Source organism: Sebaldella termitidis ATCC 33386 (genome assembly GCF_000024405.1).
In the GTDB taxonomy this organism is placed as follows: Bacteria; Fusobacteriota; Fusobacteriia; order Fusobacteriales; family Leptotrichiaceae; genus Sebaldella; species Sebaldella termitidis.
The window spans coordinates 3,852,712-3,878,388 of sequence record NC_013517.1 but is presented as its reverse complement, the minus strand read 5'-3'; the positions used below and the strand labels follow the sequence as shown (position 1 = coordinate 3,878,388).

The window sequence follows — 25,677 nt, the reverse complement described above, 5'->3', positions numbered from 1 at the left end:
AGGAGAAGTAATAATATGGGATTTTTTTCTAGGACATTTAATTTTTTTAGAATAAAAAAAAGTTTGGCAATTGATTTAGGAACAGCCAACACACTGATTTACGACAGACAGAAAAAGAAAATAGTACTAAATGAACCGTCAGTAGTGGCGCAGGACAGAAAAACAAAAAAGGTAATAGCAGTGGGAAAAGAAGCAAGAGAAATGTTAGGAAAAACACCTGACAGCATTATTGCGGTAAAACCGCTGAAGGACGGAGTAATAGCTGATTTTGACGTTACAAGAGAAATGCTTAGATTATTTCTTCATAAAATATACGGAAGATCGCCTTTTAAGCCGGAAGTAATGATATGTGTACCTTTGGAAGTAACTTCTGTAGAGAAAAAAGCCCTGTTTGATTCTATTACCGGAGCTAAAAAAGTATACATCATAGAAGAAGGAAGAGCAGCAGTTCTGGGATCAGGAGTAAATATTTCCGCACCTGAAGGAAACATGGTAATAGATATAGGAGGAGGTTCTACTGATATAGCAATTCTGTCTCTTGACGAAATAGTTGTCAGTAAGTCCCTGAGAATAGCTAGTAATACATTTGATGATGATATTATAAAATATGTTAAGAAAAAATACAGTCTTCTTATAGGGGAAAGAACAGCAGAAAAGATAAAAAAGGAACTTGGAACTGCAATACCGCTTGAGGAAGAGGAAATAATAGACATAAAGGGAAGAGATTTAATCACGGGACTTCCAAAAACTGTAAAACTTTCTTCGAATGAAATATATGAAGCTATAAGAGATTCATTATATGAAATTATAAATAACACAAAAGAAGTATTGGAAAAATGTCCGCCGGAGCTGGTTGTGGATATATTGGATAATGGTATAGTTATGACAGGCGGAGGTTCGCTTGTAAGAAACTTTACAAACCTGATGGAAGAAGAGACAAAGATAAATGTATTCCTTGCTGAACAGCCGCTGGAATCTGTAGTTCTGGGCGGAGGACTGGCATTTGATAACAGAAATCTTCTGAGAACTCTTCAAATGAAGGAAAATACGTAAAATGAGCATAAAGGATCTTAAAGATACTTTTTTAATAGACAGACTGATTAATGAGGCTGCTAAAGATAAAGAAAGCGCAAGTTATCTTTTTTATGGTGATAAAAGAGTAGACTTGCTTTTTTATGCTTTAGAGTTTTCAAAACTTTTTTTGTGTGAAAATTTTAAGGATAATGATTACTGCGGTGTGTGCAATGTATGCAAAAGTGTAGATAATTATTCATATCCTGATATAGAAATAATAAATAAAGATGAGCAGGGTGTAAAAATAGATGATGTAAGGGAAATAATACTAAATGCCATAGAATCACCATATAAGGCAAAGAAAAAAGTTTATATCCTGAACGGAGTGGAAAAGCTGCGTAAAGAATCAGCAAATGCATTACTGAAAATAATAGAAGAACCGCCAAAAAATCTTTATTTCATACTCCTTTCAAAGAGTCTGAATATAATTCCGACTATAAAATCAAGAGTTATGACTTTTGTGATAAAACCGCTTGATATAGAAGCTCTGGAGGTAGAAAAAGAAATCTACTATTTTTTTGACGGAAATGTAAAAGATATAGAACTATGGAAAAAGAAAAAACAAGATCTTAGCTGCGGACAGCTTTCTCTGGAGGAGATTTTCAGAAATATCGAAGTATATTATATTTATAATGAGCTGACGGAGCTTCTTATGAGAGTACAGGCAGAAAAGCTGTTCAACGATAAAAAGGAGTTTATGAGCAAGCCGGACTTTAAGATCTTTAAGGATTATATAAAAGAGCTGCTGGAGATTTATGAAGATACAGAGGATTCTTTTGATGTGGAAAAGCTAAAGAATAATGATGATTTTGCCCTTCATCTTCAGGCTGTGAATCTGTATCTCAAAGAAATCTATCTGATTATAAAGATAAAGTATATACAAAGTATAATGATGCTTGGTAAAAATTATAAATATTATAAAAGCTCTGAAAAGATAGAGGTTAATCAAAGAGTAAACGATATTTTTACTAAAAATAAAAAAGATTTAAAGAATTTTTTGGACAGATTGATTTTTATAAAGAAAAATAAAATAAAGAATCTGAAAAAAATAATAGAAATAAAAAACAGTATTGATAATAATGTAAATATAAGAGCTCTGATTTCTAATTTTTTTATGTTTTATGAGTAGTAATCCGTGAAGTAAAAGGATACGATTTTAAGTATCAGGAAAGGAAAGCAAAATGATAAACAGAAAACAGTTTTATGGAATATTTTCGATAATTATCCTGATTTTTATTGCAGCTGTCTTTTTTTCAAATTCCGGACCAGAAAGTGTTCAGGGTGATAGTCTGCAATATAAAAACGGTGTGCTGTATACTAAAGCAGGTGAAAAATATACTGGAAAAGTAACAGAATCGGAAGGATATAAGGCAAAAATAAACGGAGTTCAGATATCAGAAGGATTTGTAACAGTGAAAAAAGGATTGATGAACGGTAAATTTGAATTTATATCATTCAGTGAATTATGGCATGGTGCAGAAGTGAAAGGCAAAGCCAAAAATGGTACTATAACAGAGCTTAAAATAAAAAATTCCGAAAAAACATTAGAATTAAAGAATATTGAGATAGAAAAATATTTTGAAGAAAATACCAGCGGAAATCAGACTCCTCAAACAGTTGTTTTATCTGCACTTGGGATATACGAGGATACAGACACAGAGGATTAGCAAGAGAAAAATAAAACTTTTTGAAATAAATGCTTGCAAAATTTGAGAAATTACGATATAATGTTTGAGTATTATGGAGAAGGTCGCTTAGCTCAGTTGGGAGAGCACCTGCCTTACAAGCAGGGGGTCACTGGTTCGAGCCCAGTAGCGACCACCATTATTTTTTTGGGGGTGTAGCTCAGCTGGTTAGAGCGCTGGCCTGTCACGCCAGAGGTCGCGGGTTCGAGCCCCGTCACTCCCGCCATACAAGCCCAGATAGCTCAGTCGGTAGAGCAAGGGACTGAAAATCCCTGTGTCCGTGGTTCGATTCCGCGTCTGGGCACCATGTAGAAACTCTAATAATGGCGACGTGGTCGAGAGGCTTAGGCAGAGGTCTGCAAAACCTTGTACACCGGTTCGATTCCGGTCGTCGCCTCCATTTTTTAACAGGATAGATATGCTATTCTTTTTTTATTTACAGGCAAAAATTTATATGATAATAATATTTAAAATATAAAATGCTCCTTTGATAATATACTTTTATCTATCAAATGAGCATTTTTTTAATTATTAAGCCTTCTTATAATATTAATCGTTCTTTTCTGAAGTTCCTTTCCTGTGGAAGGAAAGCTTTCCCCGTCAGGATTCTCTTTTACAACTCTGCAAAATGCATCTGCCATTTCCTGCGTGGCAAAAGAGACATTGGAATAACATTTCTGTATTACATCATCTTTATAAAGCATTATTATATCCAGTACAGAACTTTCCCCGTTAAGTTTCCCGCCTGAAATATTATAAATAAAATCTATATCAGAAGCCAGAAGCTCTACTTTTCCTTCAACTATCCCGTTTTTTATCTCTGCTCTGAATCTGGCAGAATTATTATTTATGTCCGTTCCGCTGAGTGTACCTGTATATGGTTCATTTTTATAATAAATAATATCATCTGTTATTTTGAGATTTTTATCAGGGAGCTTTATTGTTCTGCTGTTTGAGCAGGTAAGTACCAATAAATAAGTCAGGAGAATTAATAATAATTTCTTCATATAATCAACCGCCTTTTGTATTTTATAAAAATTTTTAAAACAACATAAATTATAACACTTTGATATCTGAAAGTAAAATCACGGGCTACGATATATTTGACGGTTTTAAATATATTTAGTATAATACTATAAAAGCTTATAAGAGGTGAAATGAATGAGAAATGATGATTTTGGACATGATGATTACAGATCAGGCTACCTTGATTATGAAGAGATAAACAGAATTGTAGCTCAGAAAATGACTGGGTGTATACTTTGGATGGTTGTCGGGCTTCTTGTATCTGGGATAAGTGGATTTTTAGTAATGACAAATGTTGAAATAATGAGTCTTATATTTGGAACAAACTTGTATTATGTATTGTTTTTTGTGGAACTAGGTCTTGTATTTATGTTTTCGATGATGTTAATGAAAGCTTCTGTAGGAGCATTACGTGGAATGTTTTTATTATACGCTGTACTAAACGGGATAACTTTAAGCATAATAGGTTATATTTATACAGGCGAGTCAATTATTTATGTATTTTTAGGGACAGTAGTATATTATGCCTGTCTTGCTGCATATGGTTATCTTACAAGAGATAATTTAGGAAGATATCTTCCTTATGTAATGGCTGGTTTAATAGCACTTATAGTAGTGTCTCTGTTAAATATTTTTATGAAAAATGATTATTTTTACTGGATAATGTCATATGCAGGAGTAATAATATTTTCGGCATTCACAGCAATAGATATGAATATAATCAGACACAGACTCACAGACTATGCTATGGAAGACAATACTATGCTGGACAGAATACAAATAGCAGGGGCATTAAATTTATATCTTGATTTTATAAATTTATTCCTTTATTTATTAAGACTTTTCGGGAAAAAAAGATAAATTTTCTGATGAATACAGTTTTAGGCGGGTATAAAACCTGAATAAAACTGTATTTTTTTGATAAGAAAATAATTTAAAAAAAATCAATGTCATACTATTTAAAAAATTATTACTTAATGTTATAATTAAGTAACAAAAATTGATTTTAGGAGGCAGACTATGAAAAGAATAATTTTGTGTCTAGTACTTGTAATATCAGTAATTGGTTTTTCAGAAGAAATCCAGTTAGAAAGGAAATACAATAAAAATAGTACATGGAGTATTTGTATTTCAAGTGATTCTACTGCTAAAAAAGACTGCAGCGTAATATTTAAGGGAAATCCTTATAAGGAATTTAAGGTATTTAAAAATGAAGACGGACACAATGGAATGTACATAAAATACAGAGAAATGATTATAGTAGATTCTAAAGAAGGAGATCTGCAGCTGATAGAAACTAAGACAAAACCAATGCCTAAAAAGACAAGACCTGCAGAAATAGACGAAAATCTTGCCAGTGCCATAACAGTGTCAGTCTCGTCAGAAGACAGTGAATTAAAGGGACTTTTACCTCCGGAAGCTCTTTCACATTTGAAAGTATACGGAAAAAATGTATATTATATCAGAATGGCTTTTATTAATCACACTGTCAGCAGTGAAATTACAGAAAATGAATAAGAATAAGAAAAGTAAATAAATAATAAAAACAGGACTGTTATTTTTATAAAAAGTCCTGTTTTTTAATACTACATTTTGTAAAGAGCGGCAGCTTTTTTTATTCTTGAAATAAATTCATTTCTTATGTTTTTAGGCTCAAGAATCTCACATTTATCTGCAAAACCCATCAAAATCCGGTAACTGTATTCATTATCAGCAAATGGTATATCAGCTACATATTTACTGTCTTTTTCAGAAATAAAACATTGTTCTCCATATAATTCGGTAAATTCCCCTTTTAGTGATTTATCAACAGATACTCTCAATATTATTATATTTTCCTGAATAGGGCCGTTTTCAGGCTCAGCTTCGGGAATCTCTCTTGGTGCAAATGATTTTTTTGTAATTTTTAAGTCAGATATTCTGGATAATTTAAAATATCTGAAATCATTTCGCAGAATGCAAAACCCCTCAACATACCAGTCATTACCTTTAAGTATAATTCTGTACGGCTCTATTTTGCGTGTACTTTTTTTTCGCTGTCTGTCCTCATATTTGAAGGTCAGGATTTTATTTTTGTCCATTGCAGACTTAATGCTTTTCAGATCAGAGCTGACATTATTTGTATTTTTCCATGGAGTAAGGTCAATAATTATTCTGTTTGTTTTCTTTTCTATATCTTTCAGCCTTTTTTCCGGAATGATTCCTTTCAGCTTGATCAGTGCGTTTGTGATTTCAGAGCTTGAAAAAGCAGAGCTGATACTGCTGAGTCCTGTAAGAAGCGAACTAAGGTCCTCAGAAGTAAATAAATTTTTTTCAAGTTTAAATTCCTCAAGGATTCCTACACCGCCATTGACACCTGGATAAGTAATGACAGGAATTCCAGCAGCATTAAGAGTGTCAATATCTCTGTAAATAGTACGCGTAGAGACTTCAAAAATTTCAGCCAGTCTTGGTGCAGGTACTTTTTTTCTTTCCAGCAGAATAACAATAATAGAAAGCAGACGTTCTATTTTCATAAATAATCTCCTTAAGTTTTATTATTATTATAGAATCATGACATAGTGATGTCAAGTTTTTGTGTTATAATTTTTTTATAAATATTAAGGAGGAAATAAATGAAAAGAAATTTTGAAAGAGAAAAAAAGGAATTATTTGATAAAATAGGGAAAACATATAATATGGTATTGTCTGCTTCATATGAGGGGAATGTAAGCTCACGTATGGTAACTGTTATTCTGTTTAATGAAAAATTCTATATTACGTCTATGGGAAGTGAAAAGCTGGAACAGATAGAAAAAAATCCTAATATAGCACTATGTGCAGATACTATACAGATAAAAGGAACCGGAAAAATTTTAGGATATGCTTCAGATGAGAAAAATAAAGAAATTATGACAGAATATAAAAATATACTTCCCGCTTCATTTGAGCGTTTTGCATCAAAGCCGGAAGCAGTGCTGGCAGAATTTGTTCTTATAGAATGCAGATGGTGGAAAGATATACAGGTGATGGATGGTGTAATTATAGATTTTGAAGATAAGAGAGCAGTTTCAAGAGTATAAAAAAGGCAGATGTCATAAACTGAATTATAAATATTCCGCCTGATTTCTTATAGAAAAAGAACAGCCGCAGTACTGCTGTCTGTAAAGATCATATTCCCTGCTGATTTCAAGTGATCTTTTAAAACCATTATTCTTTTTGAAATCGGAATATAAAAATTTTATGTTATATATTTTTTCAAGGTTTGCACCGATCAGATTAATTCTGTCAGCATTCTTATGAGGGCTGATAGTAAGAACAGAGCCAAAGTAATCAAAGCCCCCCTCTTTTGCTCTTTCTGCCGCTTTTTTTAATCTCATATGGTAGCATAATGAACAGCGTGAACCGCCCTCGGCTTTATCCTCATAATTATGTATAGTATCAAAAAATTCCGTCGGATTATATGTTTCAGAAATAATCTCTATTTTACCTTTGTAGACTTCTCCGGTAAAATCCTTTAATTCATTGAATCTTCGTATATATTCACTTTCGGGGTGTATATTCTGGTTATAATAGTAAAGTGTAATATCAAAAGAAGAAGATAAATATTCCAGTACATATGAGCTGCACGGTGCACAGCAGCTGTGAAGCAAAAGCTTAGCCTTTTTCCCGGCTAAGCTTTTTATGATTTCTTCCATTTTTTTATTATAATTTATTTTATTCATGTTTTTTACCTCATCTTACATTCTGTCGACAGTTTTGATTCCAAGAAGATCCAGTCCTGCTTTTAAAACATGTGCCGTTTTGGAAGCAAGAGTTATTCTTGAATTTCGTAGTGCTAAATCTGTTTCATTTGCAATATGCTTTTGATTATAAAAAGTACTGAAAGTTTTTGCTGTTTCAAATAAGTAATCTGCAATCAGGTTTGGTCTGTATGTTTCCCCGGCTTTTACCACTATATTTGGAAAATTCAGAAGCATAAGCGACAGGTCTCTTTCTATGTCAGATTCCAGAATGATTTCTGATTCTTCGTTATATCCTATATTCTCTCCGTTAAGCTTTCTAAAAACAGACATAATTCTTGCATATGTATACTGTAAATACGGTCCTGTATTTCCTTCAAAGCTCAGTACCTTTTCCCATTCAAATATAACAGGTGAAGTTCTGTTCTGACTAAGATCAAAATATTTGATAGCTCCGATACCGACAATTTCAGAAATTTTTTCTTTTTCATCATCAGGGATTCCCGGATTTTTGATTTCAATAGTTTTACGTACTTCTTTTTTGGCTTCATCCAGAAGGTCATTAAGTTTAATAATATTACCCAGTCTGGTAGAGAATATTCCATCTTTAAATCTCATAATACCAAACCAAACATGTACTTTTTCATAATCAAAGCCGTCACCAAGTATCTCAGCTATTTTAAATACCTGTCTAAAATGATCCTGCTGTCTTTCATCAGTAATATAGATTGCTTTATCAATATGGAGCACTTCTCTTCTATATTTTATAGTTGCAAGATCTGAGGTAGAATACAGAAAACTCCCGTCTTTTTTCTGAACTATACAAGGGTGAAGCTTTGTATCTTCATCAAAAAATACAACAAGAGCATCCTGATCTTCTACTGCTATCTTTCTTGAAACAAGTATATCCAGAATATCGGGCATCATATCATTATAAAATGATTCACCGTTATATAAATCAAATGTAATATTAAGTCTTTTGTAGATTTTGTCATATTCTTTTAGTGAAATATCTATGAATTCATGCCAGAGTCTGTTATTTCTTTCATCACCGCTCTGGAGCTTTCTCAGTTCTTCACGGGCGATGCTTTCCAGCTCAGGATCATTTTTGGATTCTTCGGAAAATTTTACATAGATTCTTTCCAATTCCTCTATAGGGTCTTCTTCATAATTTTTTTGATCAAGCCATCTGTCATAACCAACGATTAATTTACCAAACTGTGTTCCCCAGTCGCCGATATGATTATCCGCCAATATCTCAAAACCGGTAAATTTCATGATTCTTTTTATGGAATCACCTATAATCGTACTTCTAAGGTGGCCGATATGCATTCTTTTGGCTATATTAGGCGATGAATAGTCAATAATAGTTTTTTTCCCGTTATCAAGGAATGAAAAATCATAGTCTTCTTTCCCTATTTTTTTAAATTCACTATTTATAAATTTACTTTTCAAAAATATATTTATAAAGCCTGGTCCGGCAATTTCAAGTTTTTCGATAATATCATTTTCTGAAAAATTATCTATGAATGTCTGGGCAATTTCCCTTGGATTTTTACCAAGTGTTTTTGAATTAACCATGGCAAAATTCGTAGCAAAATCTCCAAATCCTTTTTTGTTTGAGCTTTGAATTTCTATGTCTGAATCAATGTTAAAAATATTTTTAACATTTTCATATATTAGTTTTTCAAGCTGTTTATTAATAAGTTCCATAATTCACCCCAATGTTATATAATATAAATAATTATATCAAAATATGTCCATAAAATAAAGTATTTATCAGAAAAGGAGCTTGCAATGAGGTTTGACAGAGAATATTTTTTACGTGATGCACTTGAAGTAGGGCCCGAAATTTTGGGTCATTATCTTATAAGAAAAATAAACGACAGGACTGTAAAGACAATGATAACAGAAGTAGAGGCGTATGTGGGACCGGAGGATAAGGGCGCCCATACTTATAAGAATAAAAGAACAGCAAGAACAGAGCCGATGTTTAGTGAAGGCGGACATGCATATGTATATTTGATTTACGGAATGTATAACTGTATAAATATAGTATGTCAGCGGAAGGGAAAGCCAGAAGCACTGCTGCTGAGAGCCGTAGAGCCTTTGAATGAATTTGATCTTCTTTTTGATAACAGAAGCCCTGTGAAAAATATACATAATCTTAGCAACGGACCAGGAAAATTATGCTCGGCTCTCGGAATAGACAGAACCTTTTCAGGATACGATCTTATCAGCGGGAAAGAATTATATCTGGAAAAAAATGAAAACAGAAAAGATATTGAGGTAGTATGCTCTAAGAGAATTGGTATTGATTATGCAGAAGAATATAAAGATAAGCTTTGGAGATTTTATATAAAAAATAATAAATTTATAAGTAAAAAATAAATATTCGCACATTGATAATTATGCGAATCATAATTTATTATACATACAAAAAAACAAAATGTCAATCTATTTTTTTTGTATAATTAATATTTTTAAATTGAATAATTAATCTAATGTATTTAAGTATGTAAAATATAGAGAGAAACAAATTTTTCATCAACTAAAAAGTTCGCATAATTATCAAAAAGCGAATATTAAAAATGGCTTTATTAAAGGGGGGAGGATTTCTGGGGGTCGGAATCTGGAAGAATAAAGCCGGAAATGAGGGGGGAGCAATAAAAAAAGGAATTATCTTAAATTTTTTTAGAAGATGATTCCTTTTTTGTTAGTTTTAAACTAATGATTTGATAATCTTTATTTAGTTCTTGTAAATGTTAATTCTGTCCCGTCAGAAGTAATCAGCTTCAGGGTTTTTTCGTCCAGCACTTTATACGTGGCAGTTTCAGGAAGTACAGTAAGATATTTATATTCCTGTTCCATTACATTTCTCGGACCATATAATTTAGTACTTGCCAAATTTGAAAATGTGATATTTTCACCATTTATTTCAAAGTTTCCGCTGTAAGTATTTACTCCTGAAAATCCTGATACCAGATTTTCTTTTTTGGCAAAATTAAGAGTAATTTCTCCTAAAGTTTTTGAGCCTATATATTGGTATATTAATGTTTCATTCTGAAAATCAGTTAATTTCCAAGAAGTTGACGATAAAGTTTTTATCTTTTTAAATTTTGCTGTTTTGGCAGATGATACAGTGAACAAAAACAGTACAGACAACATGATTAATAAAACTTTTTTCATTGTTCCCTCCTACATATAGATTATTAACAGAATTATATACTATATTTAGGAAAATTAAAAGCTATTTATTGTAAAAAAGAGTTTTTATCATGTTTCTAAAGAGATATTTTTCTGTAAAAAAATCAGAGTTAAACAAAAAATACATAACACATACTATTTTTTCTTAATTATAAATATGTTATAATTTATTTGAAAAAAGTTAGGAAAATTGATTGGATTAAAATACAAATATTTCTGAAATGAAATGGAGGAAAATTATGAAAAAATTGATTATAATATTATTATTTATAATTACTTCCGGAATTTTTTCAAAAACAAATGATGTATTTTTACATGAATTTGGAATTTCGGATAAATCAATAGAATATTATAATAAAGCTTTAAACATAAAAAGTATGAACGGAGAAAACAGTGAAATAAGAAGTGCATACAGAGATGCTGTAAAAGAAGACGGGCGTAATTATCTTGCACTTGATGAGCTGGGAAATATAGCCAGAATGGAAGGGAATATACAGGAGGCAGGAAATTATTATCTGAAATCCATAGAGGTAAACCCTGACGGCTATGATTCATATAATTATTTAATAGATTTATACCGTTCAGAAGGAAATAAAGAAAAAATGAGAATGTATGCAGAAATACTTGTGGAAAAACATCCGGATTATCCTGACGGGTATTATATTCTTGCTCAAATATATGAAGAAGAGGAAAATGAGGATTATGCCCTGAAATATTATTCAGATGCCTTAAAAAACTATAATAATTATAATACAGAGAAGTTTCCTGACAGAGCAGAAGTAATACTGGAAAACAGAAGGCTGGATTCTATCATAGGGATAGCGGATATTTATACAGTCAAGGCAGAGTATGTAAAAGCTCTTGAAAAGCTTCTGCTTATCAATCCTCTTAGTTCCAATTACAGTGACATAGAAAGACAGAATTATACCAATGCAGTGGTGGAAAGTCTGGAAAAACTGAATAAAAAGAATAAAAAGCTTGCAGGGCGGTATTTGAAAATATTTCAGGACAGAAATGTACTGCCCAGAGGTTATAAATTTTAATGAAATTAAAAATTACAAAAAATCTTTTTTTGTAATTTTTTTATACAAATATTGAAAAACGTAGGGTTAAAGGAATTGTCTGATAAAAATGTCAGGGAAAATACAGAATAAAAGCGACAAAATAAAAAGAAAGCTTGATTTTTTCTGAAAAAAATTATATATTGTTTGTAGAGTAAAATGAAAAATATTTCATGGAGGTGTAGCTTTGATGGATGAAATCTCAATTGTCCTATCGGGAGAAGCCGGAAAAGGCTTGAAAACAGTAGAAGAGATGGTTACCAAAATATTGGCTCAAGACGGATATAATATATATGCGTCAAAAGAAATTATGTCAAGAGTAAGGGGCGGAAATAATACTACCCAAATAAGAGTGTCTAATTCATATATTGGTTCATATGTTAATAAAACAGATTTTTTGTTCGTATTTAATCCGAATGCATTATATAGACTAGAAGACAGAATCCAGAAAGAAACAGTAATAATCGGACCGAAATCATTTTTTAAAGAAGAGGATTTTGGAAAGTATAATATAAAAGAAGCCGAATTCCTGCGGCTGGCAAGTGAAATAGGAAACCCTATTTATTCCAATACAATTGTTATGGGAATGATTTTAGGAATGTTGAATGCTACGAAAGAAGAAGTATATAAGGCACTAGACGAGAAATTTGCCAGAAAAGGGGAAAAACTGGTTCAGGAAAATATAGCAGCTTTTGAAAAAGGATATTCTCTTGGTGAAGAGTATAAACTGAATCTGAAAAAAGGAGAACCGCAAAAGCATATTTCCGGTAATGAGGCTGTTACATACGGTGCAGCAGCAGGCGGCATGAACTTTGTAGCAGCTTATCCTATGTCTCCGGGTACTGATGTAGTAATGCTTGCAGCACAGTGGGAGAAAGAATTCGGGATAATAGTAGAGCAGGCAGAAGATGAAATCGCTGCTGTAAATATGGTTCTTGGTGCATGGTATGCAGGTGCAAGGGCGATGACTTCTACTTCTGGGGGAGGATTTGCATTAATGGAGGAAGCAATAAGCATGTCCGGTATAGGGGAGCTGCCTCTTGTAATTCATAATGCTATGAGACCAGGTCCGGGAACCGGGCTGCCTACGAGAACGGAACAGGGTGATTTGAATCTGGCAATGTATGCAGGACATGGAGACTTTCCGCGTGTTCTTCTGGCGCCTACATCACTTGAAAGCGGTGTGGAGCTGGGGCAAAAAGCCTTTAATATAGCTGATAAATATCAAGTGCCGGTAATAATACTAAGTGATGCTAATTATTTGTCTCAGTCAATGAATTTGGGAAAAGTAAATCTTGAAGAAAATGAATATCACGTTGTAGAAAGTACCGAGGATTATAAGAGATATCAGTATACAGAATCGGGAATATCACCGAGATCTGTTCCTGGCTACGGAAAAGGACTTGTAAAAGTAGATTCTGATGAGCATACTGAGGAAGGGCTTATTACAGAAGACTTTGATGTCAGAATAAAAATGATGGATAAGAGAATGAAAAAGCTTGATAAATATGTTGATATAGAACCTGAATTAGTAGGAAATCCTGATTATGAAACACTGATCGTAGGCTGGGGTTCTACATACGGGGCAATAAAAGAAGCTCTTTTGAAGAGCGGAAATGAAAAAACAGCATTTCTGAGTTTTAAGCAGGTATTCCCGCTGCCGAAGTCTACAAAGAGCTATCTGGATAAGGCTAAAAAGCTTGTTTTGATTGAGAATAACGCAGTGGGACATTTTGGCGATCTGATAAAGCTGAAAACCGGGGTAGAGTTTCATAAAAAAGTTTTGAAATATAACGGTCTGCCTTTTAATATAGAAGAATTAATCCAAGAGATAGGAGAGTATTAATTATGGAAGATAAATTCAAAATTGCAAAAAATGAAGATATTGCCTGGTGCCCTGGATGCGGGAATTTTTCTTTACTGAGAATAATTCAGAGTGCATTAAAAGAGCTGGATATGGATCCTAAAAATACCGTGATTTCTTCGGGGATCGGACAGGCAGCTAAAATGCCGCAGTATATAGATCTGAATTTTTATAACGGACTTCATGGAAGAGGGCTTCCTGTGGCGGTCGCAATAAAAATGGCGAATCCTAACCTGAATGTAATTGCAGAAGGCGGAGACGGTGATATGTACGGAGAAGGCGGAAATCATTTTATACATAATGTAAGAAGAAATCCTGATATTGTACATTTAGTGCATGATAATCAGGTATACGGACTTACAAAGGGACAGGGTTCTCCTACGAGTTCAATAGGTCAGAAAACAAGTCTCCAGCTTAACGGAGTCACATCAATTCCTTTTAATCCAATAGCTGTAGCAATAAGTCTCGGTGCGACATTTGTAGCAAAAGCTTTTACAGGCGATATGCAGGGAACAAAGGAAATTATAAAAGCAGCAATACAGCATAAAGGATACGCTTTGGTAGATATTTTTGATCCATGTCCGAGCTTCAATAAAACGAATACCTTCAAATGGTATCAGGAGCATACATATAAACTTGAAGGTCATGACCCTGCAGATAGGGAAAAAGCATTGAAACTGGCTTTTGACGATCATGAAAGAGAAATGTTCGGTTTGGGTATAATATACAAAAGAGAGGATATTCCTACACAGGAAGATAATATGTGGTTTTATAAAGATTCAAAAAAACCATTGTATGAAAGAAAAGCAGCAATAGAAAGGGTTTTACACAAACTCGGAATGTAGTTAATATAAAAAAAAACAAAAATTAATAAAATAATAATAGCATTTATTCAATAAGTGTAGTATAATCATTTTAGATCGTAAGATCTGAAACCTCAATTAACCCCCCCTTTTATTAGAGTCCGCTTTATGCGGACTCTATTAAATTTTGATTTTTTTAAATAATATGATATAATTCTAGCAACCAAAAAAATTGGAGGTTTTTGTTTTATGAAAAAGGCACTAATTTTACTTGTGGTACTAATGAGCACAATAACTTATACAGAAAGTACAGCTGGTAAAAAGAGTAACAATGTAAATGACGCGGCTGATAAAATAAGAGAGAGCGTAATCTTACCGCAGTTCTTTGAAGAGGCTAAAAGTTTACCGGATAAAAATACAGTGGAGGTAGCAAAGGCAGATAAGCTTGAGTATTATGAAACTGGTAAAGCATCATTTTACGGAGGGAAGTGGCACGGAAGAAAAACAGCTAATGGTGAAATTTTTGATACGTATACCATGACAGCAGCACATAAAACTTTACCGTTCGGAACAAAAGTAAAAGTAACAAACTTAAACAACGGTAAATCAGTAGTTGTTAGAATAAATAACAGAGGACCTTATGTAAAAGGCAGAGTTATTGACTTAAGTACTGCTGCATTCGGAGCTATTGAAAGTTTAAATACTGGAGTTACTTCAGTGAAATTAGAAATTATAAAATAGTGTTTATGAAGAAAGGTGGTAAAATTGCTACAGGGAAAAATAGCCTTAGTTACAGGCGGATCCAGAGGAATAGGAAAAGATATAGTATTAAAATATGCTAATAATGGAGCAACAGTAATTTCCGGAGATCTGATTGATCCGGATTATACACATGAAAATGTAAGCTTTGTTAAACTTAATGTTACTGACAGAGATAACATAAAAGAAGCTGCATCAAAAATAAAAGAACAGTATGGAAAATTAGATATATTAGTAAATAATGCCGGAATTACAAGAGACGCCATATTATTAAAAATGAAAGAGGAAGACTGGGATCTGGTTGTGGATATAAACCTGAAAGGTGTTTATAACGTAACGCAGGGATTCATTTCACTTCTTTTAAAGAGCGGAAACGCAAGTATAATAAACATGGCTTCAGTAGTAGGTCTTGACGGGAATGCAGGACAAACTAACTATTCTGCTACAAAAGGCGGAGTTATCGCCATGGCAAAAACTTGGGCGAAAGAATTCGGAAGAAGAAATGTAAGATCAAATGCAATTGCACCAGGATTTATAAAAACTGACATGACACATGTACTTCCTGAACAGGTAATAGAATCTGTTCTTGCAAATACTCCTTTGCGTTCAATGGGAGAATCTGAGGATGTATCTAATGCCGCTTTATTTTTAGCCAGCGATATGTCGAAATTTATTACAGGACAGGTAATAAGAGTAGACGGAGGATTAAACTTATAGTGTCTGAGATTAAAAATACAAGAGCTGTTGCCGCACTGGGTGCTTTTATAAGTTCCTTTTTGTGGTCAACGGCTTTTGTAGCAATTAAAATAGGGTACAGGTATTACAGTGGTCAGTTTACTTTTGCAGGGATAAGATTTTTTCTTGCCGGTGTTATTTTATTATTGTTCTCATTAAAGTATATGAAAATGTTTTTTGCTAATTTTAAGGTATTGTTTATAATAGGTTTTTTTCAGATATTTATAGGTTATGCAGTATTTTACACAGCTTTGAAATATATTGATGCTACGGTTTCTTCAATAATTGTGGGAGGCAGTCCGGTGACAACGGCTCTCGTCTCACATATAGTACTAAAGGATGATAAGCTTAATAAAAATAAGATAATCAGTCTGGTACTGGGATTTTTGGGGATATTTGTAGTGGTTATAGGAAAGGCTTCAGGAGGAGACGGTACTGCTCATAATCCTTTTCTCATAACTCTGGTCAGTGCATTTTTATTAATACTGAATCAGATTATAAATGCTTTGGTAAATATATATGTGGCAAAAAAATCGCTTGGTGTGAATCCTGTTATTATAAACGGCGGGCAGCTTTTTATCGGCGGAGCTTTATTGATACTGCTGGGAACGATAGCGGGAGAAGAGCAGAATTTTCTCCAGTTTGAAATGCCTTTGCTGATGGCAATAGGATGGCTGGTAATAGTTTCTACATTTGCTTTCACTATCTGGTACACAATTCTTCAAAAAAAGCTGATGACAGTATCAGAATTGAATATATGGAAGTTCATAACGCCTGTGAGCGGAGCGATTCTTGCATTTTTACTTCTTAAAGAAATACCTAATATTTATACGATAGCAGGATTAGTACTGGTAGTACTTTCTTTATTTTTTAATTCAAAAAAGCAAAAAAAATCGGAATAAAATATGATTTTTTCTAAATTTTTTAACAATAATTAATCAAATATAAATGACGGTTTTTTAAATTAGATAAAAAACCGTTTTTTTAATTCTTTAAATCGAATATCGTTAAATTTTTTCTGATTAAAATATAAATAAGGTTTTTCAGTATTTCAGCATAATGTTTTTCTGTAATTAATCAAGTGTTTTTTTGGACTGTAAGATGCTGGGCTATTATTGACAGTTCTTTTTTTTCAGAGTGTGAAATTGAATGAAAATTTTTGAGAGCATAATTTTATGAATAAATATTTCAAGTATAGAAAAAATTCATGTAAAGATATAACAAAATCAATTGTTTAGAAAATCTGAATGTGATATAATACGTCTGTACACTTTGGAATGCATACAGGTATATTTAAGAAAAAACGCCAAATGTATTATTCATTTTATTATAGTTTTGGCCGTCTTTAAAAACCTTTTGTGTAACAGATGTTTTTTAAAGGGATCAAAATACATTTTTTGAATAAAAAAATGTACATTTAGCAAAAAGTAAATTATTTTGACTTTTTTTTGCTTTTTTAATATCATAATAGTATAAACAATTAATTTTTAAGGTGGATAAGAATGAAAATAGGGATTTTTACCGATACGTACAAGCCGCAGGTAAACGGAGTAGTAACTTCTATCACTGTACTAGAAAGAGAACTCAGAAAAAAGGGGCACAAAGTTTATATTATAACAACTTCGGATCCGGAGGTTCATTCTCCGGAGAGTAATGTTCTGAGACTTCCCAGTCTTGTTTTCAGACCTGCTCCACAATACAGGCTTGGAATGATCTATTCAAACAGAGTAATAAATAAAATAAAAAAACTGAATCTTGATATAATCCATTCACAGACAGAATGGGGCGTTGGAACATTTTCAAGATTTGCTGCCAAGAGGCTTAATATTCCCTTAGTCCATACATATCACACATTGTATGAATATTATACCCATTATGTGACTAAAGGGCATTTTAAGAAGCAGGCACGTAAGCTGGCACAGAAAATAAGCAAATTTTACTGTGATATGTGTGATTCTCTGGTAGTTCCCACTGAAAAGGTGGAAAAAATAATAAAATCTTACGGTGTGGAAAAGGATATATATATTATCCCTACAGGAATAGATGTAGAGAGATTCTACAGAAAGAATTATACAGATGAAGAGAGACAGCAGTTAAGACATGAATATGGTATAAAGGATGACGAATTTTTGTGTGTCTATATAGGAAGAGTGGCTAAGGAAAAAAGTATAGACTATCTGATAGAGTCATTTGCCAAAATAGATGATGAAAAAATGAAACTTTTGATAATAGGAAAAGGACCTGATCTGGAGGATTTTAAGCTCTTTGCCGAACAGTTTGATTTTGGAGGCAGAGTTATATTTTCAGGAGAAATTCCGTATGAGAAAATACCAATATATTACCAGATCGGTGATGTATTTTTGAATGCAAGTATTTCCGAAACTCAGGGTCTTACTTTTATTGAAGCTATGGCTGCGGAAGTAATAGTTAATGCCAGATTTGATGAAAATCTTGAAAAACTAATAACTAAAAGAGAAGCAGGACTGCTTTATAAAGATACAGACGAATTTCTTTCTAATATCAAAACAATAAAGGCTGATAAAGAGCTGGTAAAAGTATTAAAAAACAATGCCCTGGAAATCTCAAAAGAATTTTCGGCTGAAGCTTTTGGGGTCAGTATAGAAAATGTCTATTATGACACAATAAAGGAGTTTAAACATGGCAAAAATTTTACTTTTTTCGGAGGGAAAAAATTTATTCAGCAAATCAGGCGTTGGAAAGGCTTTAGAGCACCAAAAAAAGGCCCTTGGTCTTAACGGGGTAGAGTATACGCTTGATCCTGATGATGAATATGATATAGCACATATAAATACAATAGGACTTGCTTCTTGGAGAGTACTGAGAAGTGCCAAAAAAAAGAAAAAACCTGTAGTCTATCATACACATACTACAAGTGAAGATTTTAGGGGAAGTATAAAGTTCAGCAATCAGCTTTCGGTTATTATAAAATTTTGGGCAAAAAAGCTCTATAATAGTGCTGATTATCTGATTTCGCCTACTAATTACACAAAAAATCTTATTTCATCAAAATATGTGAATAACAAGGAAATAAGAGTAATATCAAATGGTGTGGATATAAAACGTTTTAGCAAAAATGAGGAGCTTGGCCGGAAATTCAGAGAGAAGTTCGGCTATAGTGATGAAGATATAGTAATAATATCAGCTGGTCTTCCTTTTCAGAGAAAAGGAGTACTGGATCTCGTGGAGATAGCGAAGGAAAATCCCGAGTATAAATTTATCTGGTTCGGGGCTTCAAGCATAAAAAATATACTTCCGAAAAAAGTAAAAAATATCATAGAAAATCCTCCCAAAAATGTGATTTTTCCGGGTTTTGTGGATGAGGAAATTTTGCTTGGGGCTTACAGCTCGGCAAATCTGTTTTTTTTCCCCACATATGAGGAAAATGAAGGAATAGTTGTTTTAGAGGCATTGTCTATGAAACTGCCTGCGCTTCTCAGAGATATACCTGTTTATGAAGACTGGCTGAAAAATAAAAAAACATGTTTTAAAGGAAGTAATAATGCGGAATTTACTAAGCATATAGAATATATTATAAATAATAATACTTCTGAAGTAACAGAGAATGCTTATGAGGTGGCAAGGGAGAGAGAGCTTTCCAAAATAGGAATAAAATATAAAGAATATTATGATTATATACTGTCAAAAGAAGAGAATTAGTTCAAAAACAAGATTTTTTATGAATCTTGTTTTTTTTATGATTTTTTTTGGCGAAAGTATTGTGAAAAAATTATAAAGTGCTTTTTATCTTCAAAAAAATATTATAAATTATAAAAAACAGAAAATTTTTGAATTGAAAAGAATATAGGAAAATCATAGTGTAAAGTAAAATTTTACTGATGATATATCTGTTATGTATATTTATTTTCTATTTATAAATATATATTATATAATTTTGCATTTTATAATTTTCAAGGTATCTTAGTAGTGAAAATTCAAAACATCTAAATCTACAATCTGACTTATCTGGTAAATTACAAAAATTCATACAAAAACAAAAATTATTAACACAAATTTTTTTTATAAAAATTATGTAACCGTTTCCAAAAAACTAAAGGATTTTTAAGGCGGTGAAAAAATGTAACCGTTTCCAAAAAGGTGGTTTTATGAAAATAACAGACATAGCAGAGTTATCGGGAGTATCGAAAGCAACAGTATCAAGGGTATTAAATAACAGTCCCAATGTAAAGGAAGAAACAAGAGAAAAAATAATGAAAATTATTGAAAAAAATAATTATTACCCTAATGCAATAGCAAGAAATTTATCAAAAAGAGAAAATAATTCCATAGGTGTTATTATTCCAGATATAAGTAACCCGTTTTTCGCAAAAATAGTGGATAAAATATCTATAGAGGCGGAAAAAAAGGGACTGAATGTATTTTTGTGCAATTCGGGAGAAGAATTCAAAAATCAGGAAAAATTTATAAAGACACTGATAGAGCAGAGAATAAAAGGCATTATACTTATTGCGACAAGGGAGACATATCCCAAAAGTGATTTTTTGAAAGAATATATAAAAGAAATTCCTGTTATTATATTAGACAGAGCACTTAAAACAGACCTTCCAAGTGTTTTGATGCCGAACTTTGAACTGGCATATGATGCTACGAAGCTTTTTATAGAAAACGGACATAAAGAGATTGCCATAATCACAGGTCCATTAACTGAAAAAACAGCTACTGACAGACTGGAAGGTTATAAAAAAGCAATGCTTGACAACAAGCTGAAAGTAAAGAAACAAAATATATTTTACGGAGACTTTAATGTAGAGAGCGGATATGAAATGTCAAAGGAGATACTGAAAAACAAAAAAATCACAGGAGTATTCGTATCGAATAACCTGATGACAATAGGACTTCTAAAGGCAGCACGTGAATCAGGACATAGAATACCGGAAGATATAAGTGTATTTTCATTTGAGGAAATAGAATGGGGAGAATATTTCGGACTTGAGATTTCTGCATATAAGATACCATTCGAACTCATGGGGCAAAAAGCGGTAGAAGTTCTTTTCAGAAGAATAGAAGACAAGACTTTTAACCAAAAAGTAGAGGTGGATTTAGAAAGGGCTGCAAATCAAAAGTTGAGTATAAAGAACATTAGAGGGAAGGAGGATGTAAAAAAGTGAAACACATTCTGGTAATAGGAAGCTTAAATATGGATTTGGTAGTGAAAGTGGAAAAACTGCCAAAACTCGGGGAAACAATATTGGGTGAAACGCTTTATGAAAATCCCGGGGGAAAAGGAGCCAATCAGGCTGTAGCAGCAGCGAAACTGGGCGGCAATGTAAGTATGATAGGAAAGCTGGGAAAGGACAACTATGGTGAACAATTACTTCTGAATCTGAAAAGTAATAATATTAAGACAGAAGGAATTATAAGATGTGATGATATTACCGGTACTGCTGTCATAGAAGTAGACAGCAAGGGAAATAACAGTATTGTGGTTATTCCGGGCAGTAACTTAAAACTCTCAAAGGAAGATTTGGATTCGGCATCTGACTTAATTGATAAAGCAGATATAGTAATATTACAGCAGGAAATTCCGATGGAAACTGTGGAATATGCCTTGGAGCTGGCAGCCGAAAAAGGGAAAATAACAATATTAAATCCTGCTCCGGCAGTGAAGATAAGTGAAAAAGTACTGGCTGCGACTGACTTTCTGATATTAAATGAAACAGAACTTGAGATAATATCGGGAAAAGAAAGTATACCTGAAACAGAATATATTTATACGATAAATGAATTAAGAAACAAAGGAGCCAAAAATATTATACTGACTCTGGGTGAGAAAGGAGGAATGTACACAGAGGGAGAGGAAATAAAGGAGTATAAAGCTCTAAAAGTAACAGCTGTAGATACTACAGCAGCAGGAGACTCTTTTATAGGAGCTTTTGCACTAAAGCTTGCAGAGAATGCAGGTGTATCAGATGCTCTTGAGTTTGCCGTAGGCGTTTCAGCACTAACGGTAACAAGAAGCGGCGCACAACAATCATTGCCTACACAAGAAGAATTAAAATTGTTTTTAGAATCTAAATAAAGTCTATTTTTGGAGGTAAGAAATGAAAGTAAAAAGTTTTATGAGAGTTTTTACAATGTTATTGGTATTTTTGATGGTAGTAAGCTGCGGCGGTGACAAGAAAGACGGAGATCAGGCAGCAGGAGGAACGTCAGAAGGCGGAAAGAAAAAATTAAGAATAGCTATAGTGCATGCCGGATTTTTAGGGGATAAGTCGTTTAATGACTCAGCCAACGAAGGAATAAAAAAAGCAATGGCTGAATATGACATAGAGGTAAAAACACTGGAATCAAAGGTACCGTCTGACTGGGAAACAAATGTGGTTTCTATGGCTTCGGAAGGATATGATCTGGTAATAGGTAACTCAAGCCAGTTTCAGGATATTATAAAAAAACATGCTCCTGAATTTCCAAATGTAAAATTTGCGATTATTGATACAGTAGTAGATGAGCCAAATGTAATGTCTGTAGTATTTGCACAAAACGAAGGATCGTTTCTTGCAGGCGCAGCCGCTGCATTATTTACACAAAAAACAGATGTGCCTAATGTAAATGCCGAAAAGATAATAGGATGGGTAGGAGGAATGGATATTCCCGTACTTCAGGATTTTCTTACAGGATATAAGCAGGGTGCAACATATATAGATCCTGATACAAAGGTATTAGTATCATTTGCCGGGACTTTTAATGATCCTTTGAAAGGGAAAGAGCTTGCACTTGCACAATACAGCCAGGGTGCTGATATAATAATGAACGTAGCTTCAAACACTGGAAACGGAGTATTGGAAGCTGCAAAAGATTCACAAAAATATGCAGTTGGTGTGGATATCAATCAGGATGACATTTATCCGGGATTCATACTTACATCTATGCTTAAGAGAGTGGACGTAGGAACATATGAAGTAATCAAATCAGTAGCAGAAGATAAATTCAAAGGCGGAGAAATCCTAAAAATGAATGTGGCTAACGGAGGAATCGGTCTTACAGATATGTCAGTAATGAAACAGGCACTGGGAGATAAATTTCCTGAGGACATACTTACAACAATAAATGAATTAACAGAAAAAATAAAATCTGGAGAAATAAAAGTAGAATCTTATCCAGGGTTCAAATTTGAATAATGTTCCTCAAAAAAGAACGGGAGGAAAAAGGAATTGAAAAAACAGATTGTATTAATGAAAGACATAGAAAAAAGATTCGGCAGTATTTCAGCAATAAAAAACGGATTTTTTGATTTATATGAAGGTGAGATTCACTCGCTTATAGGTGAAAACGGAGCCGGGAAATCCACTATGATGAAAATTTTATACGGTCTCTATCCGAAAGACGGGGGAACGCTCGAAGTACGGGGAACAGTTTATGATGACTACTCTACTAAAACAGCAATAGAGCTCGGGATAGGAATGGTGCATCAGGAGTTCATGCTGGTTAAGGAAATGACAGTTCTGGAAAATATAATACTTGGTTTTGAACCAAAAAAATCAATGGACAGAATTGACTTTGCCAAAGCAAAGGAATCTATAGAGGAATATATTGAAAAATATAACCTTGATGTACAGGTTAATAAAAAAATTCAGGATATATCTGTGGGAGAAGCACAGAGGGTGGAAATAATAAAGACACTTTACAGAGGTGTTGATATTCTGATTCTGGATGAACCTACAGCAGTTCTTACGCCTCAGGAAACTGAAAAGCTCTTTGTGATTTTGGAAAATCTGAAAAATAACGGGAAATCTATAATTTTTATTTCTCATAAATTAAATGAAGTAATGAAGATCAGTGACAGAATAACTGTCATGAGACAAAGCAAGCATATAAATACTGTTGCCAAAAATGAGACTAATCCTGTAGAACTGGCTAAAATGATGGTAGGCCGTGAGGTTTTTCTGAATATAGAAAAAACAAAGCCGCAGGTAGAAGAAACACTGCTGAAAGTAGACGATATCTATGTTTCCAGTGAAAGGGAGCTCGCGAAGATAAGAGGTATTTCATTTGAGGTAAAAAGAGGAGAAATAGTAGGAATAGCCGGAGTGGACGGAAATGGTCAGAGTGAACTGATAGAAGCCATAACAGGCATAAGGGAAGTAGAAAAAGGAAATATAACATTCAAAGGTAAGGATATAAAAAATAAAACGGTAAAGACAATTCGAGATATAGGAATATCACATATTCCGGAAGACAGAAACAAAAGAGGTCTTAACAGGGATATGAATATAGAAGAGAATCTTGTTGCTACAAGATTTTATAAAAAAGAATTTTCAGGAAAAATTCTGCTGGATTATAAAAAAATAAGAAATTACGCTGTGGAAGCAATAAAGAAATTTGATATTCGTCCTGATAATCCTGAAATAAGTACAAAAAGTCTGTCAGGAGGAAATGCACAAAAAATAATAGTGGCAAGAGAGCTGGGAAGTGAATCTGATCTTCTGATTGCTTCGCAGCCTACAAGAGGAATAGACATTGGTTCCATAGAATTTATCAGAAAAAACATAAATGAGTATAAGAGCAGAGGAAAAGGTATTTTACTGGTTTCAGCCGAGCTGGAAGAAGTAATGTCTCTATCTGACAGAATAATTGTAATGTATGAAGGCGGAATAGCGGGAATTCTCAGTGCAGAAGAGGCTACGGAGGAGAATGTAGGATTTCTAATGACAGGAGGAAATAAAGCTCATGAATATGAAAAATAAGTATATAAATATATTTATCTCCATTATTGTATGTATGTTTTTAAGCGGTATAATTATAGCCATAATGGGAGAAGATCCTGTCGAAGCATATATTCAGTTATTCAGGGGAGCATTTGTCGGAAACTTTAATCTGGGTTCGACTCTGGAGAAATTTGTTCCTCTGTTACTTACAGGTTTGGCATTTATAGTAGGAGCCAAAGTAGGAGTTTTTAACGTAGGAGTGGAAGGTGAACTTTATCTTGGGGCAGTAACTGCAGCCTGGGTAGGGTACAGCCTGAAAGGAATGCCGAGTGTAATACACATAATTTTATGTTTCGCAGCTGCAATGATAGTAGGAGCTGCATGGGCATTCATACCTGCGTATCTAAAGGCATATTTCAGCGTAAATGAAGTGTGTGTTACGATTCTTATGAACTATGTGGCAATTTATATAACTTCTTATTTGGTAAACTACCCGCTGTCGGGTCATACAGGTGTTTCTCAGACTCCGCCTATAGAAAAAACGGCTTCTTTAATGAGAATACTGAAACCCAGCAGGGCAAATATAGGTTTGTTTATAGCAATTGGTGTATGTATCCTTATATATTTTATTATAAGAAAAACTAAATTTGGATTTGAAATGAGAAATACGGGAAGCAATCCTTTTTTTGCAGAGTATGTAGGGGTAAGACCTAAAAAAGTAATGATACTGGGTATGCTGATGAGCGGAGCTATTGGAGGACTTGCAGGAGCAATAGAAGTAATGGGGATTTACGGAGTATTTCTGGATAACTTTTCATTGAATATAGCAGGAGACGGTATGCTGGCAGCCTTGATAGCAAAAGGAAGTCTGGCGGCACTCCCTGTTTTGAGCCTGTTTATAGCAGCGCTGAAGAGCGGTTCACTGGGAATGGAAAGATATACCGGGGTACCAAAGTCTTTGATCGATGTACTGATAGCATTATTTATACTGCTTGCCACGATGGATACTTTATTTAGTTTCATAAAAAGCAAGAAAAAAAAGAATAAGGAGTAGAAA

25 protein-coding genes and 4 tRNA genes are annotated in these 25,677 nt (G+C 33.4%); 24 read left to right on the top strand and 5 right to left on the bottom strand.

Annotated features, from left to right (window positions below; translation table 11 throughout):
* The first annotated feature begins 15 nt into the window (after positions 1 to 15).
* From mreB to STERM_RS18030, 7 genes are all read left to right on the top strand, one after another.
* Positions 16 to 1,053: a rod shape-determining protein gene (mreB, locus tag STERM_RS18060; RefSeq protein ID WP_012863068.1), complete on the top strand. Its 1,038-nt coding sequence runs from the start codon at positions 16 to 18 to the stop codon at positions 1,051 to 1,053.
* A 1-nt stretch (position 1,054) separates the two neighbouring features.
* The gene (locus STERM_RS18055; RefSeq protein WP_012863067.1) at positions 1,055 to 2,203 is read left to right on the top strand and encodes a DNA polymerase III gamma/tau subunits; all 1,149 of its coding nucleotides are present in this window, start codon (positions 1,055 to 1,057) and stop codon (positions 2,201 to 2,203) included.
* A 52-nt stretch (positions 2,204 to 2,255) separates the two neighbouring features.
* Entirely contained in the window at positions 2,256 to 2,741 is a 486-nt protein-coding gene (locus STERM_RS18050; RefSeq protein ID WP_012863066.1) for a hypothetical protein, read from the top strand.
* An 81-nt stretch (positions 2,742 to 2,822) separates the two neighbouring features.
* Positions 2,823 to 2,898, top strand: a tRNA-Val gene (locus STERM_RS18045).
* A gap of 10 nt (positions 2,899 to 2,908) precedes the next feature.
* A tRNA-Asp gene (locus STERM_RS18040) sits at positions 2,909 to 2,985 on the top strand.
* A gap of 5 nt (positions 2,986 to 2,990) precedes the next feature.
* Positions 2,991 to 3,066, top strand: a tRNA-Phe gene (locus STERM_RS18035).
* 18 nt (positions 3,067 to 3,084) lie between these two features.
* Positions 3,085 to 3,159: transfer RNA gene (locus tag STERM_RS18030), tRNA-Cys, on the top strand.
* 124 nt (positions 3,160 to 3,283) lie between these two features.
* Here the strand turns inward: STERM_RS18030 and STERM_RS18025 are convergent.
* On the bottom strand, positions 3,284 to 3,766 hold the full coding sequence (locus STERM_RS18025; RefSeq protein ID WP_012863065.1) for a hypothetical protein: 483 nt from the start codon (positions 3,764 to 3,766) through the stop codon (positions 3,284 to 3,286).
* Positions 3,767 to 3,920: 154 nt separating this feature from the next.
* Between STERM_RS18025 and STERM_RS18020 the strand changes: the two genes are divergently transcribed.
* A complete protein-coding gene (locus STERM_RS18020; RefSeq protein WP_012863064.1) occupies positions 3,921 to 4,646 on the top strand; it encodes a Bax inhibitor-1/YccA family protein in 726 nt (241 codons plus the stop codon).
* A 159-nt stretch (positions 4,647 to 4,805) separates the two neighbouring features.
* Positions 4,806 to 5,303 (top strand): hypothetical protein, encoded by a 498-nt coding sequence (locus tag STERM_RS18015; RefSeq protein ID WP_012863063.1) that lies wholly within the window; start codon positions 4,806 to 4,808, stop codon positions 5,301 to 5,303.
* 68 nt (positions 5,304 to 5,371) lie between these two features.
* Here STERM_RS18015 and STERM_RS18010 read toward each other — a convergent pair whose 3' ends face one another.
* Positions 5,372 to 6,301: a helix-turn-helix transcriptional regulator gene (locus STERM_RS18010; protein ID WP_012863062.1), complete on the bottom strand. Its 930-nt coding sequence runs from the start codon at positions 6,299 to 6,301 to the stop codon at positions 5,372 to 5,374.
* A gap of 99 nt (positions 6,302 to 6,400) precedes the next feature.
* Between STERM_RS18010 and STERM_RS21435 the strand changes: the two genes are divergently transcribed.
* Positions 6,401 to 6,847 (top strand): pyridoxamine 5'-phosphate oxidase family protein, encoded by a 447-nt coding sequence (locus STERM_RS21435; protein WP_012863061.1) that lies wholly within the window; start codon positions 6,401 to 6,403, stop codon positions 6,845 to 6,847.
* Between the two features lie 24 nt (positions 6,848 to 6,871).
* Here the strand turns inward: STERM_RS21435 and STERM_RS18000 are convergent, their stop codons facing one another.
* A complete protein-coding gene (locus STERM_RS18000; RefSeq protein WP_012863060.1) occupies positions 6,872 to 7,489 on the bottom strand; it encodes an epoxyqueuosine reductase QueH in 618 nt (205 codons plus the stop codon).
* Positions 7,490 to 7,504: 15 nt separating this feature from the next.
* Positions 7,505 to 9,220 (bottom strand): arginine--tRNA ligase, encoded by a 1,716-nt coding sequence (argS, locus tag STERM_RS17995; RefSeq protein ID WP_012863059.1) that lies wholly within the window; start codon positions 9,218 to 9,220, stop codon positions 7,505 to 7,507.
* An 84-nt stretch (positions 9,221 to 9,304) separates the two neighbouring features.
* On the opposite strand from argS, the gene STERM_RS17990 reads away from it, so the two are divergent.
* On the top strand, positions 9,305 to 9,898 hold the full coding sequence (locus tag STERM_RS17990) for a DNA-3-methyladenine glycosylase (protein ID WP_012863058.1): 594 nt from the start codon (positions 9,305 to 9,307) through the stop codon (positions 9,896 to 9,898).
* A gap of 354 nt (positions 9,899 to 10,252) precedes the next feature.
* Here the strand turns inward: STERM_RS17990 and STERM_RS21430 are convergent, their stop codons facing one another.
* The gene (locus STERM_RS21430) at positions 10,253 to 10,696 is read right to left on the bottom strand and encodes an META domain-containing protein (protein ID WP_012863057.1); all 444 of its coding nucleotides are present in this window, start codon (positions 10,694 to 10,696) and stop codon (positions 10,253 to 10,255) included.
* 257 nt (positions 10,697 to 10,953) lie between these two features.
* On the opposite strand from STERM_RS21430, the gene STERM_RS17980 reads away from it, so the two are divergent.
* The 13 genes from STERM_RS17980 to STERM_RS17920 all read left to right on the top strand — a co-directional run bounded on the left by STERM_RS17980 (position 10,954) and on the right by STERM_RS17920 (position 25,674).
* A complete protein-coding gene (locus tag STERM_RS17980) occupies positions 10,954 to 11,757 on the top strand; it encodes a tetratricopeptide repeat protein (RefSeq protein ID WP_012863056.1) in 804 nt (267 codons plus the stop codon).
* Between the two features lie 208 nt (positions 11,758 to 11,965).
* The gene (locus tag STERM_RS17975) at positions 11,966 to 13,621 is read left to right on the top strand and encodes a 2-oxoacid:acceptor oxidoreductase subunit alpha (protein WP_012863055.1); all 1,656 of its coding nucleotides are present in this window, start codon (positions 11,966 to 11,968) and stop codon (positions 13,619 to 13,621) included.
* A 2-nt stretch (positions 13,622 to 13,623) separates the two neighbouring features.
* The gene (locus tag STERM_RS17970; RefSeq protein ID WP_012863054.1) at positions 13,624 to 14,484 is read left to right on the top strand and encodes a thiamine pyrophosphate-dependent enzyme; all 861 of its coding nucleotides are present in this window, start codon (positions 13,624 to 13,626) and stop codon (positions 14,482 to 14,484) included.
* A gap of 207 nt (positions 14,485 to 14,691) precedes the next feature.
* The gene (locus STERM_RS22745) at positions 14,692 to 15,183 is read left to right on the top strand and encodes a septal ring lytic transglycosylase RlpA family protein (RefSeq protein WP_012863053.1); all 492 of its coding nucleotides are present in this window, start codon (positions 14,692 to 14,694) and stop codon (positions 15,181 to 15,183) included.
* 24 nt (positions 15,184 to 15,207) lie between these two features.
* Complete coding sequence (gene fabG / locus STERM_RS17960) at positions 15,208 to 15,918, top strand: 3-oxoacyl-ACP reductase FabG (RefSeq protein WP_012863052.1); 711 nt, start codon at positions 15,208 to 15,210, stop codon at positions 15,916 to 15,918.
* Entirely contained in the window at positions 15,918 to 16,838 is a 921-nt protein-coding gene (locus STERM_RS17955; protein ID WP_012863051.1) for a DMT family transporter, read from the top strand. The genes fabG and STERM_RS17955 overlap by 1 nt, the downstream gene beginning before the upstream one ends.
* Before the next feature lie 600 nt (positions 16,839 to 17,438).
* Positions 17,439 to 18,692 carry a glycosyltransferase family 4 protein gene (locus tag STERM_RS17950; protein ID WP_012863050.1) on the top strand — a complete coding sequence of 418 codons (1,254 nt, stop codon included), beginning with the start codon at positions 17,439 to 17,441 and terminating at the stop codon, positions 18,690 to 18,692.
* Positions 18,595 to 19,614: a glycosyltransferase family 4 protein gene (locus tag STERM_RS17945; RefSeq protein WP_012863049.1), complete on the top strand. Its 1,020-nt coding sequence runs from the start codon at positions 18,595 to 18,597 to the stop codon at positions 19,612 to 19,614. The genes STERM_RS17950 and STERM_RS17945 overlap by 98 nt, the downstream gene beginning before the upstream one ends.
* 446 nt (positions 19,615 to 20,060) lie before the next feature.
* The gene (locus tag STERM_RS17940; RefSeq protein WP_012863048.1) at positions 20,061 to 21,083 is read left to right on the top strand and encodes a LacI family DNA-binding transcriptional regulator; all 1,023 of its coding nucleotides are present in this window, start codon (positions 20,061 to 20,063) and stop codon (positions 21,081 to 21,083) included.
* Entirely contained in the window at positions 21,080 to 21,994 is a 915-nt protein-coding gene (rbsK, locus tag STERM_RS17935) for a ribokinase (RefSeq protein ID WP_012863047.1), read from the top strand. Before STERM_RS17940 ends, rbsK begins: the two co-directional genes overlap by 4 nt.
* A 22-nt stretch (positions 21,995 to 22,016) precedes the next feature.
* Positions 22,017 to 23,093, top strand: a complete 1,077-nt coding sequence (locus tag STERM_RS22440; protein WP_012863046.1) for a BMP family lipoprotein — start codon at positions 22,017 to 22,019, stop codon at positions 23,091 to 23,093.
* A 33-nt stretch (positions 23,094 to 23,126) separates the two neighbouring features.
* Positions 23,127 to 24,659: an ABC transporter ATP-binding protein gene (locus STERM_RS22435; RefSeq protein WP_012863045.1), complete on the top strand. Its 1,533-nt coding sequence runs from the start codon at positions 23,127 to 23,129 to the stop codon at positions 24,657 to 24,659.
* Entirely contained in the window at positions 24,649 to 25,674 is a 1,026-nt protein-coding gene (locus STERM_RS17920; protein WP_211205113.1) for an ABC transporter permease, read from the top strand. The genes STERM_RS22435 and STERM_RS17920 overlap by 11 nt, the downstream gene beginning before the upstream one ends.
* Positions 25,675 to 25,677: the final 3 nt, after the last annotated feature.

Bases quoted from the DNA above. Each gene is read 5' to 3' on its own strand.
- mreB (WP_012863068.1), top strand. From the start codon at position 16: ATGGGATTTTTTTCTAGGACATTTAATTTTTTTAGAATAAAAAAAAGT.
- STERM_RS18055 (WP_012863067.1), top strand. From the start codon at position 1,055: ATGAGCATAAAGGATCTTAAAGATACTTTTTTAATAGACAGACTGATT.
- STERM_RS18050 (WP_012863066.1), top strand. From the start codon at position 2,256: ATGATAAACAGAAAACAGTTTTATGGAATATTTTCGATAATTATCCTG.
- STERM_RS18025 (WP_012863065.1), bottom strand. From the start codon at position 3,766: ATGAAGAAATTATTATTAATTCTCCTGACTTATTTATTGGTACTTACC.
- STERM_RS18020 (WP_012863064.1), top strand. From the start codon at position 3,921: ATGAGAAATGATGATTTTGGACATGATGATTACAGATCAGGCTACCTT.
- STERM_RS18015 (WP_012863063.1), top strand. From the start codon at position 4,806: ATGAAAAGAATAATTTTGTGTCTAGTACTTGTAATATCAGTAATTGGT.
- STERM_RS18010 (WP_012863062.1), bottom strand. From the start codon at position 6,301: ATGAAAATAGAACGTCTGCTTTCTATTATTGTTATTCTGCTGGAAAGA.
- STERM_RS21435 (WP_012863061.1), top strand. From the start codon at position 6,401: ATGAAAAGAAATTTTGAAAGAGAAAAAAAGGAATTATTTGATAAAATA.
- STERM_RS18000 (WP_012863060.1), bottom strand. From the start codon at position 7,489: ATGAATAAAATAAATTATAATAAAAAAATGGAAGAAATCATAAAAAGC.
- argS (WP_012863059.1), bottom strand. From the start codon at position 9,220: ATGGAACTTATTAATAAACAGCTTGAAAAACTAATATATGAAAATGTT.
- STERM_RS17990 (WP_012863058.1), top strand. From the start codon at position 9,305: ATGAGGTTTGACAGAGAATATTTTTTACGTGATGCACTTGAAGTAGGG.
- STERM_RS21430 (WP_012863057.1), bottom strand. From the start codon at position 10,696: ATGAAAAAAGTTTTATTAATCATGTTGTCTGTACTGTTTTTGTTCACT.
- STERM_RS17980 (WP_012863056.1), top strand. From the start codon at position 10,954: ATGAAAAAATTGATTATAATATTATTATTTATAATTACTTCCGGAATT.
- STERM_RS17975 (WP_012863055.1), top strand. From the start codon at position 11,966: ATGGATGAAATCTCAATTGTCCTATCGGGAGAAGCCGGAAAAGGCTTG.
- STERM_RS17970 (WP_012863054.1), top strand. From the start codon at position 13,624: ATGGAAGATAAATTCAAAATTGCAAAAAATGAAGATATTGCCTGGTGC.
- STERM_RS22745 (WP_012863053.1), top strand. From the start codon at position 14,692: ATGAAAAAGGCACTAATTTTACTTGTGGTACTAATGAGCACAATAACT.
- STERM_RS17950 (WP_012863050.1), top strand. From the start codon at position 17,439: ATGAAAATAGGGATTTTTACCGATACGTACAAGCCGCAGGTAAACGGA.
- STERM_RS17945 (WP_012863049.1), top strand. From the start codon at position 18,595: ATGGCAAAAATTTTACTTTTTTCGGAGGGAAAAAATTTATTCAGCAAA.
- STERM_RS17940 (WP_012863048.1), top strand. From the start codon at position 20,061: ATGAAAATAACAGACATAGCAGAGTTATCGGGAGTATCGAAAGCAACA.
- STERM_RS22440 (WP_012863046.1), top strand. From the start codon at position 22,017: ATGAAAGTAAAAAGTTTTATGAGAGTTTTTACAATGTTATTGGTATTT.
- STERM_RS17920 (WP_211205113.1), top strand. From the start codon at position 24,649: ATGAAAAATAAGTATATAAATATATTTATCTCCATTATTGTATGTATG.